Raw genomic sequence first — 16,587 nt, forward strand, 5'->3', positions numbered from 1 at the left:
TCTCTCGAAGGTCTCAACTATTGGGGTATCTTCAAGCGTTGAAACACACGCACGACTCGTGCCAGTTAAGGTTGTTTCCTCTCTCCAGGAGCTTGCTGAATGCTCAATTCTATTACCTTAAGCTTCACTGAAGTTGTTGAGCCGATCACGCTTTCCGAGCAGACGGCAGGAATTCCATCCATCCTTTTCATTAATGCTCAGAACAAGCAGACCATCCAAGACATCATCGGGCCCCTACGTACGTTCGGTGTGCCCGCTGCGGCCATAACCGACATTGATATTCTAAAGGATGGCGGGAACACGTGGACCGGATGGCTTGGAGCCTCCCAAGTACCCGAACCGCTTCATCTGGGATTGGGGCAGACTAGGTCTGCAGTTCATAAGCTGTTCACGGATAGTGAACTCAACATGAAGGAGTGCGGAGTAGATGGTCTCAGAAATATCAAGGATGGAGCCGCAGCAAACGATCTGTTCGACAAGCTTGCTGAGTACGGCATATTCGTCACCCGAAAAGGTGAACTAGAAAAGTGGCTGCTAACTCTAGGGGTGAAGGGAAAGAAGACCGACTGGACGGTCTCCATGCTAAAAAGGCTGGGGGATGACCCCGCGCAAGACGACTATGTCAGACCGGCAATTGGCGACGTTTGGGAATTTTTGCGAGGCATAGTTGAATGGGTAAAGAACCCGGCTCGAAAAGGTACGATTTGAACGCTGGTCACCCTTTATTTTTCGCGAACGCTGAATCCAGCGCCGCGGAATATGCTGCCTCAGCATCGCATCTAGCGAGTCCGATCCGGGAATGTGTTTGCTGACCTTCGCGCCGCGATGCGGCCGTGCTGAAGGGTGGGACGCCTGCTCGCGCGGCGATCGAAATGGTCCCGAACTGTCGCGACGAAGCGCGGCTTCGCTCATCGCCAATAGCGATGCGACAAATCCAGGCACTGCCGGACCCAGAACCCGTTCACGTGGATCAACTGGCATGTGCTCGGCGGCGGCTCCTTGATGATCGGATAGCCGTGGATGTCGATATTCGTCGGAGCCGTGACGCCACGCCAAAATACGGCGTTGGCGGCCGGAGGGTTGAAGGCAGCGGCGAACGCCGTGACGGCGAGGAGGCTCAAAAGGAGTTTGCGCATAATCTGGATCCGGATCGATTAATGCGGGTCAGCGTACTCCCTTGGGCGGGAGGAGCAAGCCGCTGAATGGATCAAAATGGCGGCGAGAATTTTGCGGCAAGCTGTACTGCCGCATGCGCGTAGCCGCCGTGGACCGCCATAGAAGCGAGGGCAACGATGCCGACCGCCGCCAGAACAACCATGACCTGGAAAATCGCGCGTCCAAGGATCGCTCCCATCAAAACTCCATTGATCCGGCGGGGATCTTGGTTCGAGTTTCCGCGCCGCGATCTCTGGAGCATCATCGGCAGGCGAGATTCCGCTGTTGAAGTCTGCGAACTCGTCGCTTCACCAGCTGGAGCGTTTTCGAGCGAAGTGGATACCGGTTCGCGTGAAGAAAACGCGTCAGAACAAGAGTCTAGAGCCCCGTTCCGATTCAATCGGAACGGGATAGGCTCTAGTGTCGCTCCGCGACAAGCCGATCGACCTGCTGCTTGAGCTCTGCTTCCATCTCGGAAACGATATCGTGCGGCAGGCGAGCGCCAAAGGGATCGCCAAGCGAACCGGTCGTCTCTCGCTCCATCGCCTGATACCGCATGTCATTGGCATCCGGGACCAGGTCTTCGACCCGTCGTCGAGAGGATAGATAGCTGGGCGCGCCAGCCGCCGCGTCGGCTTTGTAGGGTTCAGAACAATCCTGATCCGACCGTACAGCGTTCTTCATCAGCTTTGCCTCCTGGCACGACTTCCTGTCCCCAGGCCCGAACCATCTGGCTCTTCTCTCATCAATGACGCCGCAAACTCGAATGTTGTTCCGCTCGGAACTTGCAAACGTCCGCCGGAACCTGCCGGTTATCGAGCCTGGAACCAGAACTTTAAGCGTCCTCAGTCATTGAACACTGGGGTTGACCGTTTGGAGGTTGCCATGGGCTACACGAGGTCAATTCACCAAACCGCAATTGTGGTCGAAGACGACACGATCCAGCGCGACATGATTGCGTTGTTGTTGAAGGAAGGGCATTTCGACGTCATCCAATGCGAGGACGGCGAGACGGCTGCGCTTGCCATCAAGATGCGTCACCCGTCACTGCTGGTCACCGACGTCAAGCTCACGGGCAGAATGAACGGCATCGAACTCGCACAATGGGCGCTGGATTGTGACCCGAGAGTGCGCGTGCTCGTGATCTCGGGCCTGGCGCCGCCCAGCGATCTGCCTGACGGCGTCAAATTTTTTGCCAAACCGGTTTATCCATCCACTCTGCTGCGCGAGCTGGCGTCGTAAGCCCTGGCCGATCGAGACATAGATCCATGCAAGACGATCCCGAAATCGATTGGCACCGCGAGCAGATCACGAGGAATCGTGAACTGCTCGCGGAGTTGCAATCCGGAAATACGGCAGGCGCTGGCGTGTTTCCGGAGACGCAAGCCGAGATCGACCGTCTCACCGCACAGGTCGAGCAATCGGAACTGATCGTCGCTGCCTATGAGAAAGAGCACCCGCGAGAATGATCGGAGGCTCAAGGCGAGCGCGTCGCACGTCGCTTACGCGAACACGGCGTCCAGCGCAGCGTGATACGCCGCCTCGACCAGCGCCGGATGGCGGCGGCCCAGTGCCTCCATCTTCACGCCCGAATTCACTTCCAGCACCTGCCACGCGCCATCAACGTGCACGACGTCGATGGAGGCGAACCGGATGCCGACTGCCTGCGCGGCCTCGATCGCGAGCGCGACGCAAGCGTCGCGTGTCGCAACATCGGTGAGCAGCACCGGCTCGGCGCCGGCATCGAGGTTGTGCCGCCAGTTGAGCAGAAGCCGTTCGCCGGCCGGCGGAACGGCGTCGAGCGCGGCGGCATCGACATCCTCGCAGAGGGCCTTCAGCTGTTCGGCCGGCGCGGTCGCCTGCGCCAGCGCGCGCAGCGAGCGGACGCCGTCGCCAACCACCGACGGCCGTGTCTTGCGGTAGACGATCAGCGCGCGATCATCGAGCAGCACCACGCGAACCTCGTCCCTGATCTCGACGTAAGGCGAGATCGCAAGGCTCGGATGCGCGGCGAGGATGCGGGCGACCGCGGTCTCCAGCTGCGTTCGTGTCGTCACGCGGAAGACGAGCTCGCCGGAGGTCCCCTCATTGGGCTTGACGACGAGGCCGCGCGGATGCTGGTCGAGCAGAAGCAACATCGTATCCAGCGAGTCCGATCCGGGGATGTGCTTGCTAAGTTTGCTGCCGAGAAACAGGCTGTGCGGAATGGCTGATATGCCAGCCGATGCCAGCACTTCGGCGCAGGCCGATTTGTCGTTGGCGACCTGATGCGCGACCGCGCTGTTCAGCCCGATGTCATAGCCGATCGCAAGCCGCCGCGCGTCGCCCTTGGTCATGATGACCAGCCAGCCGCCGGACCGCACCTCGACGGCAATGGAGTGCGCCAAACAATATTTTTTGATGGTTTCCAGGAAGATTCGCTGGCTGATCAGGACCACGAGATCATTTTCCCTTCGACCTACGGTTTTCGTAGCAATTAATTGCCAGATCGGCGCCGATCTCAGCAAGTAAATTACCTGCAGCACCACGTGTTAACGATGTCGTGGCTGAACCTCTGCGCGAAATCGAACGACTGCCATTCTGAGATCGCAATTGCACGCCAGTTGATCTTGACTATCTCATGCATTGGCGCAATGGACACGCGGGATCTTCAATGATTTCGGCCACTTCAGCGCCGTCGCGAGCAGTCTAGAAATCAAACCATTCTAAATCTGATCAGTCGAGAAAACGAAAACCCATGAGCGCGTTCTATCGAGAGAAAGTTCTTTCTGTCCAGCACTGGACCGATACGCTTTTCAGCTTCCGAGCCACCCGCGATTCCGGTTTCCGCTTCCAGAATGGCCAGTTTGCCATGATCGGCCTTGAGGTCGATGGCCGGCCGCTGCTGCGCGCCTATTCGATGGCGAGCGCCAATCACGAGGAGGAGCTCGAGTTCTTCTCGATCAAGGTGCAGGACGGCCCGCTCACCTCCAAGCTGCAGAAGATCCGCGAGGGCGACACCATCCTGGTCGGCCGTAAGGCGACCGGCACGCTGATCACCGACAATTTGATCCCCGGCAAGCGGCTGATGCTGCTGTCGACCGGCACCGGCCTTGCGCCGTTCGCGAGCCTGATCAAGGACCCCGAGGTCTACGATCGCTACGATCAGATCCTGCTGGTCCATGGCTGCCGCCAGGTCTCCGAGCTCGCCTATGGCGAGGAGCTGGTCGCCAAGCTGCGCGACGACGAGCTGTTCGGGCCGCTGCTGTCGGAGAAGCTCTCCTACTATCCGACGGTGACGCGCGAGCCGTTCCGCAATCGCGGCCGCATCACCGACCTGATCACCTCGAACCAGCTGTTCACCGACCTGCATCAGGGCCCGCTCGATATCGAGACCGACCGCATCATGATGTGCGGCAGCCCGGCGATGCTGGACGAGCTGAAACAGCTGTTCGAGACCCGCGGCTTCAAGGAAGGCAGCGGCAACACCCCCGGTCACTTCGTGATCGAGAAGGCGTTCGTCGAGCGCTAGTTGTCGTCCCGGCCAAGCGAAGCGCGAGCCGGGACCCATAACCACCGTTGCTGATTGGACAAAGGCTGGGGCCCCATCGGGCTCCAGCCTTTTTCATTTGTGGTTATGGGTCCTGGCTCCTGTGCGCAATTCCGCACTAGGCCGGGACGACGATGGTGTTTGTGGCGCCGTCCAATCCCCCACTGCTATAACGCCCACCAACGCCGCGCAGCGGTTTCCCGAACGCGGCGATAAGGGAGCAGCACCTTGTCCATCACCGATCCGGATGCGCCGAAGACCGCCTTTGTGTTCGCCGGCGGCGGCAGCTTTGGCGCGGTCCAGGTCGGCATGCTGCAGGCGCTGGCCGCGCATGGCGTCGCCGCCGACATGGTGGTCGGCTCCAGCGTCGGCGCCTTGAATGGTGCGTTCTATGCCGGCGACCCGACGGTCTCGGGCGTGGCGCGGCTGGCCGAGATCTGGCGCGGCCTGAACCGGCAGGACGTGTTTCCGGTGAGCTGGCGGACGCTGGTGGGCTTCCTGTGGCGGCGCGACTTCCTGATCTCGCATGACGGCGTCCGCAAGTTGATCGACGATTACATCCCGTTCCGCAATCTCGAGGACGCGCGGCTCCCGATCCACATCGTCACGACGGACATCATCAGCGGCGACAGCGTGGTGCTGTCGGAGGGCTCGGCGGCCGAAGCGATCGTCGCATCGACCGCGATCCCCGGCGCATTCACGCCGGTACATTACCGCGATCACTACCTCGCCGACGGCGCGATCTCCAGCAACACGCCGGTCCGCGTCGCCGTGAAGCAGGGGGCCAAGCGCCTGATCGTGCTGCCGACCGGGCATGCCTGTGCCAACCAGGCGCCGCCGGTCGGCGCGCTCGCCAATGCGCTGCATGCGCTGACGCTGCTGATCGCGCGGCAGCTCGTCAACGAGCTCGAGAATATCGGTCCCGACGTCGAGTATTTCGTGGTGCCGCCGCTGTGCCCGCTGGTCGGCTCGCCCTACGATTTCTCCCGGACCTCCGATCACATCGCCCGTGCCCTCGACACCACCAACGCGTGGCTCGCCAGCGACGGCCTGAAGGCGGGGCATATCCCCCACGAAATGCGGCCGCACGTCCATTAGGCGAACAGTGCACTCTCCTTATCTCCCCGCAAGCGCACCCGCATGCGCGGGTGATGACACCGCGTGGGGTGATGCTTTGAATCGGGCACCATCCTCATCGTCGTCCCTGCCTAGTGCGCAATTGCGTACTAGGCAGGGACGACGTGTTGGAGGGCGCGGACTCAACGGCGGGCGCCTCGAAGGATGGCCACAGGGAAGTCCCGCACCAGGGTTTTCCCACATGTGATGCGACCTCGCCCACAAACGCAGGACGATAGCCTCGGGGCGAGGGACGTCTTTACGATTTCTGGATAATGGAAGAATGCCGCTGATTTGCCCGACGAGTCAAGTTGCCGGGTCCGCCGGCTACTTTGCATGGGGTTGTTTTCGATATTTTGGCAGTGCGCCCTGCCCGCAAGTGGGGGAGGGGGCGCAGTCTTTGTGGAGCTCCACTGCGTTGCACTGCAAAAGGCGATTTCGTTTCAATTTGACTGGTGCCGTACCCGCCCATCCGGGCGGTTGTCACATCTGTGACTGCTCGGCCGTATAACCGTAGTGCACTTGTTCCGCGAGTTGGATTAGCTTACGGCCGACGGGGTATTCAAGGCAGACCGGAGGGATTTGATGGATACGATGCTGCTTCCGTTCTCGCCGCGCTTCATCGTGCTGACGATCTGCGCCGTCGTCACCGCGCTCCTGCTGCTGGTCGGGATTTTCGACCACAAGGTCTTCAAGATCGTTGTGGTCCCGCTGGCGATCTTCGGCGCGCTGACATTGCTCGGCATCCGCGACCTGACGCAGAAGAACCATGCGGTGCTGCGCAACTACCCGATTTCGGCGCATGTCCGCTTCCTGCTCGAGGAAATCCGCCCGGAGATGCGGCAATATTTCTTCGAGAGCGAGAAGGACGGCATGCCGTTCTCCCGCGACACCCGCGCGGTGGTCTATCAGCGCGCCAAGATGGTGCTCGACAAGCGGCCGTTCGGCACCCAGGAGGACGTCTATCGCGAGGGCTACGAGTGGATGCACCACTCGGTGGCGCCGAAGCCGCATGCCGACCAGAAATTCCGCATCACCGTCGGCGGCCCCGACTGCACCAAGCCGTATTCGGCCTCGGTCTTCAACATCTCGGCGATGAGCTTCGGCGCGCTCAGCCCGAACGCGGTGCGGGCGCTGAATGCCGGCGCCAAGAAGGGCGGCTTCGCCCACGACACCGGCGAGGGCGGCGTCAGCCCCTATCACCGCGAGATGGGCGGCGACATCATCTGGGAGGTCGGCTCCGGCTATTTCGGCTGCCGCAACCGCGACGGCACCTTCAATCCGGAGCTGTTCGCAAGCGTCGCCGGCGACGACCAGATCAAGATGGTCGAGCTCAAGATCAGCCAGGGCGCCAAGCCCGGCCATGGCGGCGTGCTGCCGGCCGCGAAGGTCTCCGAGGAGATTTCCAAGATCCGGGGCGTGCCGATGGGCGAGGACTGCATCTCGCCGGCCTATCACAAGGCGTTCTCGACGCCGCTGCAGATGATGGAATTCGTGGCGCAGATGCGCAAACTGTCAGGCGGCAAGCCGGCCGGCTTCAAGATGTGCATCGGCCATCCCTGGGAGTTCCTGGCGATCTGCAAGGCGATGAAGGAGAGCGGGCTCTATCCCGACTTCATTGTGGTCGACGGCAATGAAGGCGGCACCGGAGCCGCGCCGCTCGAGTTCATGGACCATCTGGGCATGCCGATGCGCGAGGGCGTCAGTTTCGTCCACAACGCGCTGATCGGCATCGGCGCGCGCGACCGCATCAAGATCGGCGCCTCCGGCAAGATCGCGACCGCTTTCGACCTGGCGCGCGCAATGGCGATCGGGGCCGACTGGTGCAATTCGGCGCGCGGCTTCATGTTCGCGCTCGGCTGCATCCAGTCCCTGAGCTGCCACACCGATCGCTGCCCGACCGGCGTCACCTCGCAGGACCCGATCCGCAACCGCGCGCTCTACGTGCCGGACAAGATCGAGCGCGTGTACAACTACCACCACTCGACCCTGCACGCGCTGACCGAGCTGCTCGCGGCCGCCGGCCTCGAGCACACCAAGGATCTGCGCCCGATCCACTTCTCGCAGCGGAGCTCGACCACCGACGTCCGCACCTTCGCGCAGCTCTATCCGGCGCTGCGCCCGGGCGAGCTGCTCGAAGGCACCCAGGATCCCCGCTTCCGCGAAGCCTGGGCAATGGCGCGCGCGGACTCGTTCCAGCCGGCGGGGTAGGGACGAAAACGTCGCGCCCGTAGCCCGGATGGAGCGTAGCGAAATCCGGGGCCGCTCTCTCTGCGGATCGACCGATCCCGGATTACGCTTCGCTCCATCCGGGCTACACTCACGATATACCGCCAGGCACGCCGAACCATTTGGTCAGCGCCTCGGCGAGGCGCAACTGACTCCGGTCTCCGACCCACGCCACGTAGCCGTCGGGCCGGACCAGCACCGCGCCGGGTGCCGGAACCGTTCCGAGGGCGGGAAGCTCCCACGCGCCGGCGTAATCGGCGTCGACCAGCTGAACCCGATCTCCCCATCCCGCGATGTCGAGGCTGCCGGGCTCGCCAAAGTTGAGCAGCGCCGGCCGCGCCTGGTGCAGCAGCGCGAAGACCCGCAGCGGGCCGTTGGTCGTCACCAGATCGAGATCGGGCATGCGGCGTCCGAGCAGCGGATGGCCATCGCCGAGATCGTAGTGCAGGTCCAGGCCGGACATCATCGCGGCGAATTTTCGGCGCGGCTCGTCCATGCGCAGCAGTTCGGAGACGATCTCGTGCAGCGCCTTGCTGCGCGGGTCGGTCCGGCTGAGCGCGACATGCGCCATGGTGTTGCGCAGCACGCGTGCCGCGACCGGATGCCGTTCGGCCTGATAGCTGTCGAGCAGGCCGTCCGGCGATGTCAGCTTGACCACCTGGGCGAGCTTCCAACCCAGGTTCACCGCGTCCTGCACGCCGATATTGAGGCCCTGACCGCCCATCGGCGGATGCACATGGGCGGCATCGCCGGCCAGCAGCACGCGCTGCTTGCGATAGGTCACGGCCTGCCGGGTCATGTCGGTGAAGCGTGATATCCAGACCGGGCTATGGATGCCGAAATCGGTGCCGTACACGGCGACCAGCCTCTCGCTGACGTCACCCAGGGTCGGCTCCCTGTCGGTGCCGAGTTGCCGCTCGGTCAGCACGAGCCGCACCCGTTCACCGTCTTCCACCTTGCCGATGGCATAGATGCCGGCGTCGTCGTGGCGAAAGCCCCATTCCGGCTCGTCCGATATCTCGGCCTCGGCGATCAGCCAGCTCCTGGTCGGATCCCATCCGGCGAATTCGATGCCGGCCGCCTTGCGGACGATGCTGCGGCCGCCGTCGCAGCCGACCAGATACCGTGCGCGGAGCAACTGGCCATCCGACAGCGCGACATCGACGCCATCGTCGTCCTGCGTGAAGCCGGTCACGTCGCGCCCGCGATCGATCGGCACCGCCAGTTGTTCGGCCCATTCGCCGAGCACGCGCTCGATATGGTTCTGCCGCAGCCCCAGCGTGAAATTGCGCCGGGTCGGGAAGTCGCCGATCTCGAGCGGAACCAGATGGGAGTGGAACAGCACGGCCGGATGGCGCGTCCCCAGCGCGACGAAGCGGTCGCCGACGCCGCGCTGATCGAGCACCTCGATGGTGCGCGCGTGCAGACCGCCTGCCCGCGCGCCGATCAGGTCCGGATTCTCGCGCCGCTCGACAATCGCAACGTCAACGCCGGCCAGCGCCAACTCGCACGCCAGCGTCAGCCCGGTCGGTCCTCCGCCGGCAATCACCACAGCATGTTCCCGCATCGCGCACTCCTCCGTTCGATTGGGCGCGCGTTCTACGGGATGACCCCGGGCTTGCGGCAAGCCCGGGGGGTCTACATATATTTGAGTGGGGAGAGGGCTTTTGTTGCCCGAACCAATTCAGCCGTCATTGCGAGGAGCGAAGCGACGAAGCAATCCATGCTTCTGCGTGCCCGGAGCTATGGATTGCTTCGCGGCGCTCGCAATGACGGTGAGGCTTCGTAGCCTGGATGCAGTGAAGCGAAATCCGGGGGCCGGTCTATCGACGAGAGAGCAGATCCCGGATTGCGCTGCGCTGCATCCGGGCTACGTGATCTCTCAAAACTCGCCGTGGATGCGGCCGGAGAAGATGTGCACCGGGCCGCGATCGGTGTTGTAGGCGGGGTTGGTGATGAACTGATAGTCCGCGGTCAGCGTCAGGCTCTTGTTCACCTGATAGGCATAGTAGGTCTCGAAGATCCGCTCCGGACTGTAGTTGAGCGCGCCGTCGCCGATCAAAAGGCCGAGGCCGCCGGCGGCGAGGTAGTCGCGATGGGCTGACGACAGTCCGTTGACCGCGCCGCCGATGCCGATCGTGTCGTTCGCCCGGCCCCAATAGCTGCCCTTGATCGACACGCCGCCGGAGACGCTGCGGTCGACGTCGGTGAACGACAGGATCTCGTTCCGGCCGTCGTTCCAGCTCAGGCGGCCGAACAGGCCGACATCGGTTGCGATCTGCTGCTCGCCGTTCAGGTAGAAGCCGTATTTGGTGTTGTCCTTGCGGATACCGGCCATCACGTCGTTGATGTCGAGCCCGGGGTTGGCGTCCTCGATCGCGAGCGCCTGGCGATAGTTGCCGGTGTTGCCGCGATTGCCGAACACGCCGACGCGCAGCTTGCCGGGTTGATCGAAGATCGAGTAGCGGCCTTCGAATTCCACCACCGCGCCGCCATTGTTGGCGTTGGAGATCAGCACGTCGCTGTTCGGTGCATTGGGCACCTGGAACACGCCGGCGCGCACCGCCCAATCCTTGCGGTTGAGCTCGACCACGGCGCCGCGGGTGTACCCTGGCAGATCGGCCGGGAAGTCGTAGGCGGCGGAGGCCCACATCGCCCAGTTCATGAAGTCGGCGCGTGGGTCCTTGGCGTAGGAATTGCCGTCGAAGAAATCGCCCACCGCAAAGCGGCCGACGATGATCGTGAGGCGGTCGATGTCGCGCTTGCCCGCGATCTGGTTGGGGCCGTCGGGGACGTCTTCCTGCTCGCCGCCGAAGCCGAAGGTCTGCTTGAAGTAGTAGCGCTGCGGCCGGATCTTCGGGAACGCGGCGCCGGCCTTCTGCGCCTCGCCGTTCGAGAAGCCGGCGAGGCCGAGCGTGCCGTTGAGGCCGAAGCCCTGCGCCGTCTCCGGATTGAAATAGAACTCGCCGCCTTCCCAGAGCCGCACGCCGAGGAATGCCGTCGTGGTCCAGGTCTGTTGCATTTGCCCCGGGCCCGGAAGGCTGTTGGTGCCGGTATAGGGCGCGCGGAACGACGGATAGCCCTGACCGAGCAGCGTCGTCTGTCCGTGCACGCTCCAGTCGCTGGACTCAGGCAGCGCGGTCCGGGTCGGCGTCGCCGACCAGGGCGAATCGCCGAGCTGGTAGTTCAGGCCGAACTTCAGGAGGTGAATGCGCGGGTCGATGCTGACGCCGGGCATGCCGAAATCGTTGAGACCGAGCGTGCGGCGCGACAGGTCGATGTAGTCGTATTCGACCTTGGCCGTCCAATTGCCGCTCACCGCGAATTCGGCACCGGCGCCGACGGTCCAGCCGGTCTGGTACTGGCCGGGCTGCGAGATCACATTGCCACCGGCATCATTGACCCTGACCTCGGTGTGTCCCCAGGCGAAGCCGCCGGTCACATAGGGCATCCAGGTGCCGAAGCTGTAACCGGCGCGGCCGCGCAGCGTGCCGACATAGTCGATCGACGAATTGAAGGGCCCCGGCACGCGCCGCGGCTGGTCGGTCGGGCCGGTGAAGGTCGCATCCGCCTCGATGCCGAGCACGAAGCGGTTGGCGAATTCCTTGTTGTATCCGGCCTGGAAGCCGCCGATCCCGCCGGTGATCGTGGGCGGGAAGAACACGCCCTGTTCCAGGATCGGATTGGTGCCCGGACCCAGCGTGCCGTCGCCATAGCCGACATGGCCGCCGACATAGAAGCCGGTCCAGCTGTAGACCGCCTTGGCGGCGGGGGACTTGACGGGCAGGTCGGCCGCAGACGCCGGCGTGCCGAATGCTGCCGCACCGAGCGCTGCGCCGGCGGCGATCCGAACCCGGAAGAGACGGACGCAGGTCATGACGCGGCTTTCCGCGAACGGTTGGCGGTTTTGCCCGGCATTGCAGATTTGGCGGCCACTTGCCACCCGAGATTTGAATTCATCGCCCGCCGTCCCCGGTCCGATCCGTGTCGTCCCATCCAAAGCCAGATCAGCACCTAGCATCCTCAGCGACTTGTTGCAAGTAATTCGCAATAGCAACTGAGGCGCGACGGATACCTCTCCGATTTGCACGCCACTATGACAGTCGCGTAACACCCCGAGGCCGTGGGCCTCATCCGCTGCGATCGCCCGCACATCTGTGGCAAATCGGTCGAGAACCGACCGTTCAATCGAGGCCACCATTGTCTTCGTCCCTTGTCTTGATGAATGCCGGCTGTGAGGTGCTGCCCAGCACGACCCTCGCGCCGGCCCGTTCGACGCATCGCGCCATCGACAGCGCCGTCCGCAGGTCGGCGCCTGAAATCACACGCCGCCGATAGAGCGCGGTGGCGCCGCGCAGGATGGCGCTTGCCAGCCTGAACAACACGATCGCGCCCCATCGTCGGCCGCGGCCGAGTCTCGTCACGCCCCCACCGTGGCGAGCTGGACGATCCGCAGCAGCACGAGCCCGGCGGCGATGACCAGATAGCCGCGCAGCACCAGCATCCAGATCCGGCTCAGCGGGCTGAGCCGTGCCGGCGGCAGCCGGTCGAGCGGCGGCATCCGCCAGGTGTCGCGGTCGAACAGCGGCGGCTTGTGCGTGAAACGGGAGGACGCGCGACCGTGCGACAGCATCTCGTACAGCTTGACCGCCGCGGTGACTGCGAGCGCAAGCAGGCTGCCGCCGACCAGGATGCCGATGATCCATTGCTCGCTGAGATCCGGGAACAGCACCGCGGCGGTCAGGATCACCGACAGCATCACGAGGCCCGCCACCACCGCGCCGGTGAACAGGTTCAGCCTGACAGAGTTGACCCACGGCCCGAGGATGTGGCGGTCGTTGCACAGCAAGAGCAGGAACACGGTCGCGCTCGGCAGCAGCACGCCGGCCAGCGTCTGCACCGCGTTGGTGAGCAGTCCGAGCGGCGTGCCCGGCGTCAGCACCAGCACGGCGGCGAGCACGATCAGCCCGCAATAGACGCCGTAGAAGCCCTTCGCATCCCACGGCTTGCGGTGCAGCGAGTGCTTGACCGCGAACACGTCACCGATCGCATAGGCAGTCGAGAGGGAGACCGCGGCCGCGCCGATGATGCAGGCATCCAGCAGTGCGAGGGCAAACAGCACCGCCGGCAGCCGGCCGGCATATTTCTCGAGTCCGACCGCGGTCCCCAGCGCGTCGGTGTAATTGCCGAATTCGGGCTTTCCGGCGAACACTTCGGCGCAGAACGAGATCATCGCCACGGCGCCGACCACGACCAGCACGATGCCGATGCACAGATCCGTCCGCTCATAGCGGATGAAGCGCGGGGTGATCCGCTTGTCGACGATGTAGCTCTGCTGGAAGAACAATTGCCACGGCGCCACCGTGGTGCCGACGATGGCGACGATCAAAAGCATCACCTCGCTGAGCTTGGCGTCTTGCGGCATCTTCGGCACGAAGAAATCAGCTGCGATCTGCCCGATCGGCGGATGCACCATCAGGATGACGGGCACCAGCAGCAGGCTGCCTGCGACCAGCACGATGCCGAAGCGTTCGAAACGGCGGAAGTCCCCGGTCGAGACCGCCAGCATCACGATAACAGCCGAGGCCAGCACGCCCCAGAACTGCGAGACGCCGAGAAAATGAAGCGCGAATGTGATGCCGATGAACTCGGTGACGATGGTCAGCGCGTTCAGCACCAGCAGGTCGATGACGCTGAAGGCGCCCCAGAACTTGCCGAAGCGCTCGAAGATCAGCCGCGCATGGCCGACGCCGGTCACGGCGCCAAGCCGTACCACCATCTCCTGGTTGACGTAGAGCACGGGAATCAAAAGCAGCAGCGTCCACAGCAGCGTGGTGCCGTAATTCTGACCGGCCTGGGTATAGGTGCCGAATGCGCCGGCATCGTTGTCGCCGACCATCACGATCAGGCCGGGGCCGACGATCGCCAGCAGGGTCTTCAACCGGGCCAGCAAGGTCGCGCGCGGCCCGGTGTCGTCCCGCGCGATGCTGCCGAGCGCGCCGCGGATGTCGCCGGCATGCGCGGTGTCGAGAATGGCGGTTTGGGTGGACTTGGTTTCGGTCATATCGCGTCTCCTCGCCGCCCTTCGGGCACGGCAAGGGACGCGGACCGTCAGGCGCGCACGTCTCCGCTACCGTGAGCAGCGGCATTTCCGGATGTGATGCAGGTCGAGGGTCCCGCTGCCGCGCCGCAATGGCGCGCAACGGGACGACTAGGTCCTTCGTCCATATTGGCCTCCTAAGCGCACCGCCGCGGCTTTGCCGCGGCGTGACGCGCAGTTGTCGCGCGCGGGCCAAGATGCCGGCCCGCGCGCCGCTGATGATCGAAATCACCGCTGGTGTCGTCGACGGTCCACCGGCATTCCAGTTGGCCGTCGATCAGGATCCAATGACAGGCCGGGGTTGGACGCCGGCGATCCGGCGGGCGGCGAAAACCCGGCAGGTTGTCATTGGAATAGGTGGCCGCCCGCGGCGGGATCTGCCGCGGCTCAAACGGCCGGAATTTTGCGAGCTTTTCGAACATCGCTCACCTCCACTTCCGCTGTCTCGCGGCAGGCCGGTGAGGAGCAGGCGGTTACGTGAGGCGTGACCACCCATCCACGCAGGCGAAATCTGCGCGATCAGTCTTGCTGTGTTGCGGCGTCAATAGTCCCGTCAGCGGTCTACTGTCGCCTGAGTTGCTACTGCCCATGTGCCTTCTGTGTTGGCTCGTGGTCGGGTTGATGTCCGGGGTCAGACCCCGGTGCGGAACGCATGTTCCGACGATCGGGCACTACGCCTGCCACAATGGCCTGTCAAGCCGATTCTGCTATCCTCCGGGGAGGATCATGATTATCCTCCAGGGACGATAGGAGAACCGCATGCCAGACGACCATCCGCACGCAGCGATTGCCCGGCGCCTGAAGCGCGCCAACGGCCATCTCGAGACCATCGTCGAGATGATCGAACAGGGCCGGCCCTGTGCGCAGATCGCCCAGCAATTGCAGGCGGTGGAGAGTGCGATCGAGAGCGCCAAGAAGGCGCTGATCCACGATCACATCGGCCACAGCCTGGAGGAGACGCTAAAGGTATCGGGCCCGAAGGGCCGCAACGTGCTGCGCGACTTCCGACTGATCGCAAAATATCTGTGATCGCCGCCTTCAAGAATCGACCCGCCCGGGGGGATCACCGGACGGGTCGTGTGCGACACGGGGTGGATGAGGACCCGTGCCGAACGCAGGATCCGCAGCCTTCAAAAATCCCGTCGATCAGTAGCAGGAGCGCACGCGGCCGATGTAGTTGCCGTAGGCGTCGAACTGGCGGACCCAGGCGCAGCGCCGATAGCCGCCGTCGTAATAGCCGTCACTGGCCGCGATCGCGCTGCCGACGATGGCGGCGCCGACGAGGCCCGCGCCGACGCCCCAGCCCCAGCCATACGGCTTAGCGTTGGCCTGCGACGTCGTGGACGCGATGGTGCCGGTCACGGCGAGCGTAGTGAGGGCGAGGGCGGCAAACTTGGTCTTGATCGACATGGGATACTCCATCCTGTTTGAGCGCGGCGCCGGTATGGTCCGCATGCCCGTTGGACGGAGGCTTTTCGGTTCCGGTTCGAAGGCCGTGCCGGAAATATGGTTTCGTGGATTGTTTCGTCGCCTCCGCCAGGACGAAGGAATTCCCGGTCAGTCGCCCCGAAATACGCCCAGATCGAACCTGTCGACGTCGGCCAGCAGCTCGCAGAACGCACGCGCGCCGTGCTCGAGCAGCTGCTCGCCCTTCGCGGCCGAGGCCTTGGTCGCATCGCCGATCGCGCCGCTCGGATTGAGGTCCTGCGCCTGCCAGGCGAACGGCGCTGGCCGCTGGGTCGACAGCAAGCGATGGTCCTTCTCGATCTGTACGCTCGCCGGCTTGAAGTCCGCGATCGCATCCTTGCGCACATGTTGCGGATACTTCGCCAGCATGATCGAGGTCTCGACCGCGCCGCCATGGATGCCGTGGCGCAATTCGTCGGCATCGAACAGCCCGTCCGGCGTGCCGAAGCGCGACCAGCTCGTGGTCACCACCAGCATCTTGTGTTGCGCGTGCAGGTCCTGCGCCACGAGCTGCATCGCGGCGGAATTGCCGCCATGGCTCGTCACCATCACGAGCTTCCTGACGCCGGCGCGCGCCACGCTCTCGCCGAGCGCCATCCAGCTGTTCAGCGCCACCTTGGTCGGGAGGGTCAGCGTGCCCGGAAAATCGATGTGCTCGGTGGAGATGCCGACCGGCTGCAGGGGCAGGAACGTCGCCGGTATGGCCGCCGGCAGCAGCTCCCGAACCCGTGCCAGATACGCCTCACCGATCATGACGTCGGTTCCGAGCGGCAGATGCGGCCCGTGCTGCTCGGTCGCGGCCAGCGGCAGCACCGCGATCCAGCGCGCGGCCGCACCCTTGGCGAGGTCGGGCCAGTGGATGGCGGTCCAGTCACGGGGCGGAAGCTGAGAAGTCATCAAAGCCGGTCGTTTCAATACAAGCGTTTCATGGGATGGATTTGCAGGCTAGTTTGTTTAACATCGGTGAGGCGTTCGCGTCTCCGGGCGCGGT

At 63.9% G+C, this 16,587-nt stretch carries 18 protein-coding genes; 7 read left to right on the plus strand and 11 right to left on the minus strand.

Annotated features, from left to right (window positions below; translation table 11 throughout):
- Positions 1-99 precede the first annotated feature (99 nt).
- Positions 100-708, plus strand: a complete 609-nt coding sequence (locus AAFG13_RS29210; protein WP_342708973.1) for a hypothetical protein — start codon at positions 100-102, stop codon at positions 706-708.
- A gap of 200 nt (positions 709-908) precedes the next feature.
- Here AAFG13_RS29210 and AAFG13_RS29215 read toward each other — a convergent pair whose 3' ends face one another.
- The 3 genes from AAFG13_RS29215 to AAFG13_RS29225 all read right to left on the minus strand — a co-directional run bounded on the left by AAFG13_RS29215 (position 909) and on the right by AAFG13_RS29225 (position 1,839).
- Entirely contained in the window at positions 909-1,136 is a 228-nt protein-coding gene (locus AAFG13_RS29215) for a hypothetical protein (RefSeq protein WP_342708974.1), read from the minus strand.
- A 71-nt stretch (positions 1,137-1,207) separates the two neighbouring features.
- A complete protein-coding gene (locus tag AAFG13_RS29220; protein ID WP_342708975.1) occupies positions 1,208-1,354 on the minus strand; it encodes a hypothetical protein in 147 nt (48 codons plus the stop codon).
- Positions 1,355-1,572: 218 nt separating this feature from the next.
- A complete protein-coding gene (locus tag AAFG13_RS29225) occupies positions 1,573-1,839 on the minus strand; it encodes a hypothetical protein (RefSeq protein ID WP_342708976.1) in 267 nt (88 codons plus the stop codon).
- Positions 1,840-2,040: 201 nt separating this feature from the next.
- Here AAFG13_RS29225 and AAFG13_RS29230 point away from each other — a divergent pair, with 201 nt between their 5' ends.
- Both AAFG13_RS29230 and AAFG13_RS29235 read left to right on the plus strand, forming a co-directional pair.
- Positions 2,041-2,397, plus strand: coding sequence for a response regulator (locus tag AAFG13_RS29230; RefSeq protein WP_342708977.1), 357 nt, complete (start codon positions 2,041-2,043; stop codon positions 2,395-2,397).
- Positions 2,398-2,423: 26 nt separating this feature from the next.
- Positions 2,424-2,624, plus strand: a complete 201-nt coding sequence (locus tag AAFG13_RS29235) for a hypothetical protein (protein ID WP_212311837.1) — start codon at positions 2,424-2,426, stop codon at positions 2,622-2,624.
- Positions 2,625-2,657: 33 nt separating this feature from the next.
- Here the strand turns inward: AAFG13_RS29235 and AAFG13_RS29240 are convergent, their stop codons facing one another.
- Positions 2,658-3,593, minus strand: a complete 936-nt coding sequence (locus AAFG13_RS29240; protein ID WP_342708978.1) for a RimK-like protein — start codon at positions 3,591-3,593, stop codon at positions 2,658-2,660.
- A gap of 299 nt (positions 3,594-3,892) precedes the next feature.
- On the opposite strand from AAFG13_RS29240, the gene AAFG13_RS29245 reads away from it, so the two are divergent.
- From AAFG13_RS29245 to AAFG13_RS29255, 3 genes are all read left to right on the plus strand, one after another.
- Positions 3,893-4,666 carry a ferredoxin--NADP reductase gene (locus tag AAFG13_RS29245; RefSeq protein ID WP_092119813.1) on the plus strand — a complete coding sequence of 258 codons (774 nt, stop codon included), beginning with the start codon at positions 3,893-3,895 and terminating at the stop codon, positions 4,664-4,666.
- Positions 4,667-4,912: 246 nt separating this feature from the next.
- Complete coding sequence (locus tag AAFG13_RS29250) at positions 4,913-5,782, plus strand: patatin-like phospholipase family protein (protein WP_212311834.1); 870 nt, start codon at positions 4,913-4,915, stop codon at positions 5,780-5,782.
- Positions 5,783-6,385: 603 nt separating this feature from the next.
- Positions 6,386-8,011: an FMN-binding glutamate synthase family protein gene (locus AAFG13_RS29255; protein ID WP_212311833.1), complete on the plus strand. Its 1,626-nt coding sequence runs from the start codon at positions 6,386-6,388 to the stop codon at positions 8,009-8,011.
- Positions 8,012-8,120: 109 nt separating this feature from the next.
- Here AAFG13_RS29255 and AAFG13_RS29260 read toward each other — a convergent pair whose 3' ends face one another.
- The 5 genes from AAFG13_RS29260 to AAFG13_RS29280 form a co-directional block, all read right to left on the minus strand.
- Positions 8,121-9,596 carry an FAD-dependent monooxygenase gene (locus tag AAFG13_RS29260; protein ID WP_342708979.1) on the minus strand — a complete coding sequence of 492 codons (1,476 nt, stop codon included), beginning with the start codon at positions 9,594-9,596 and terminating at the stop codon, positions 8,121-8,123.
- Positions 9,597-9,911: 315 nt separating this feature from the next.
- Entirely contained in the window at positions 9,912-11,906 is a 1,995-nt protein-coding gene (locus AAFG13_RS29265) for a carbohydrate porin (RefSeq protein WP_342708980.1), read from the minus strand.
- A 307-nt stretch (positions 11,907-12,213) separates the two neighbouring features.
- Positions 12,214-12,453, minus strand: a complete 240-nt coding sequence (locus tag AAFG13_RS29270) for a hypothetical protein (RefSeq protein ID WP_212311830.1) — start codon at positions 12,451-12,453, stop codon at positions 12,214-12,216.
- Positions 12,450-14,093, minus strand: coding sequence for an NRAMP family divalent metal transporter (locus AAFG13_RS29275; protein ID WP_342708981.1), 1,644 nt, complete (start codon positions 14,091-14,093; stop codon positions 12,450-12,452). Before AAFG13_RS29275 ends, AAFG13_RS29270 begins: the two co-directional genes overlap by 4 nt.
- A 173-nt stretch (positions 14,094-14,266) precedes the next feature.
- A complete protein-coding gene (locus tag AAFG13_RS29280) occupies positions 14,267-14,551 on the minus strand; it encodes a hypothetical protein (protein WP_342708982.1) in 285 nt (94 codons plus the stop codon).
- Between the two features lie 337 nt (positions 14,552-14,888).
- On the opposite strand from AAFG13_RS29280, the gene AAFG13_RS29285 reads away from it, so the two are divergent.
- A complete protein-coding gene (locus AAFG13_RS29285; protein ID WP_212311827.1) occupies positions 14,889-15,158 on the plus strand; it encodes a metal-sensing transcriptional repressor in 270 nt (89 codons plus the stop codon).
- 117 nt (positions 15,159-15,275) lie between these two features.
- Here AAFG13_RS29285 and AAFG13_RS29290 read toward each other — a convergent pair whose 3' ends face one another.
- Entirely contained in the window at positions 15,276-15,539 is a 264-nt protein-coding gene (locus AAFG13_RS29290; protein ID WP_212311826.1) for a hypothetical protein, read from the minus strand.
- Positions 15,540-15,686: 147 nt separating this feature from the next.
- Positions 15,687-16,493, minus strand: a complete 807-nt coding sequence (locus AAFG13_RS29295; RefSeq protein ID WP_342708983.1) for a creatininase family protein — start codon at positions 16,491-16,493, stop codon at positions 15,687-15,689.
- Between the last annotated feature and the right edge of the window lie 94 nt (positions 16,494-16,587).

The sequence above is a fragment of the Bradyrhizobium sp. B124 genome (assembly GCF_038967635.1).
GTDB lineage: Bacteria > Pseudomonadota > Alphaproteobacteria > Rhizobiales > Xanthobacteraceae > Bradyrhizobium.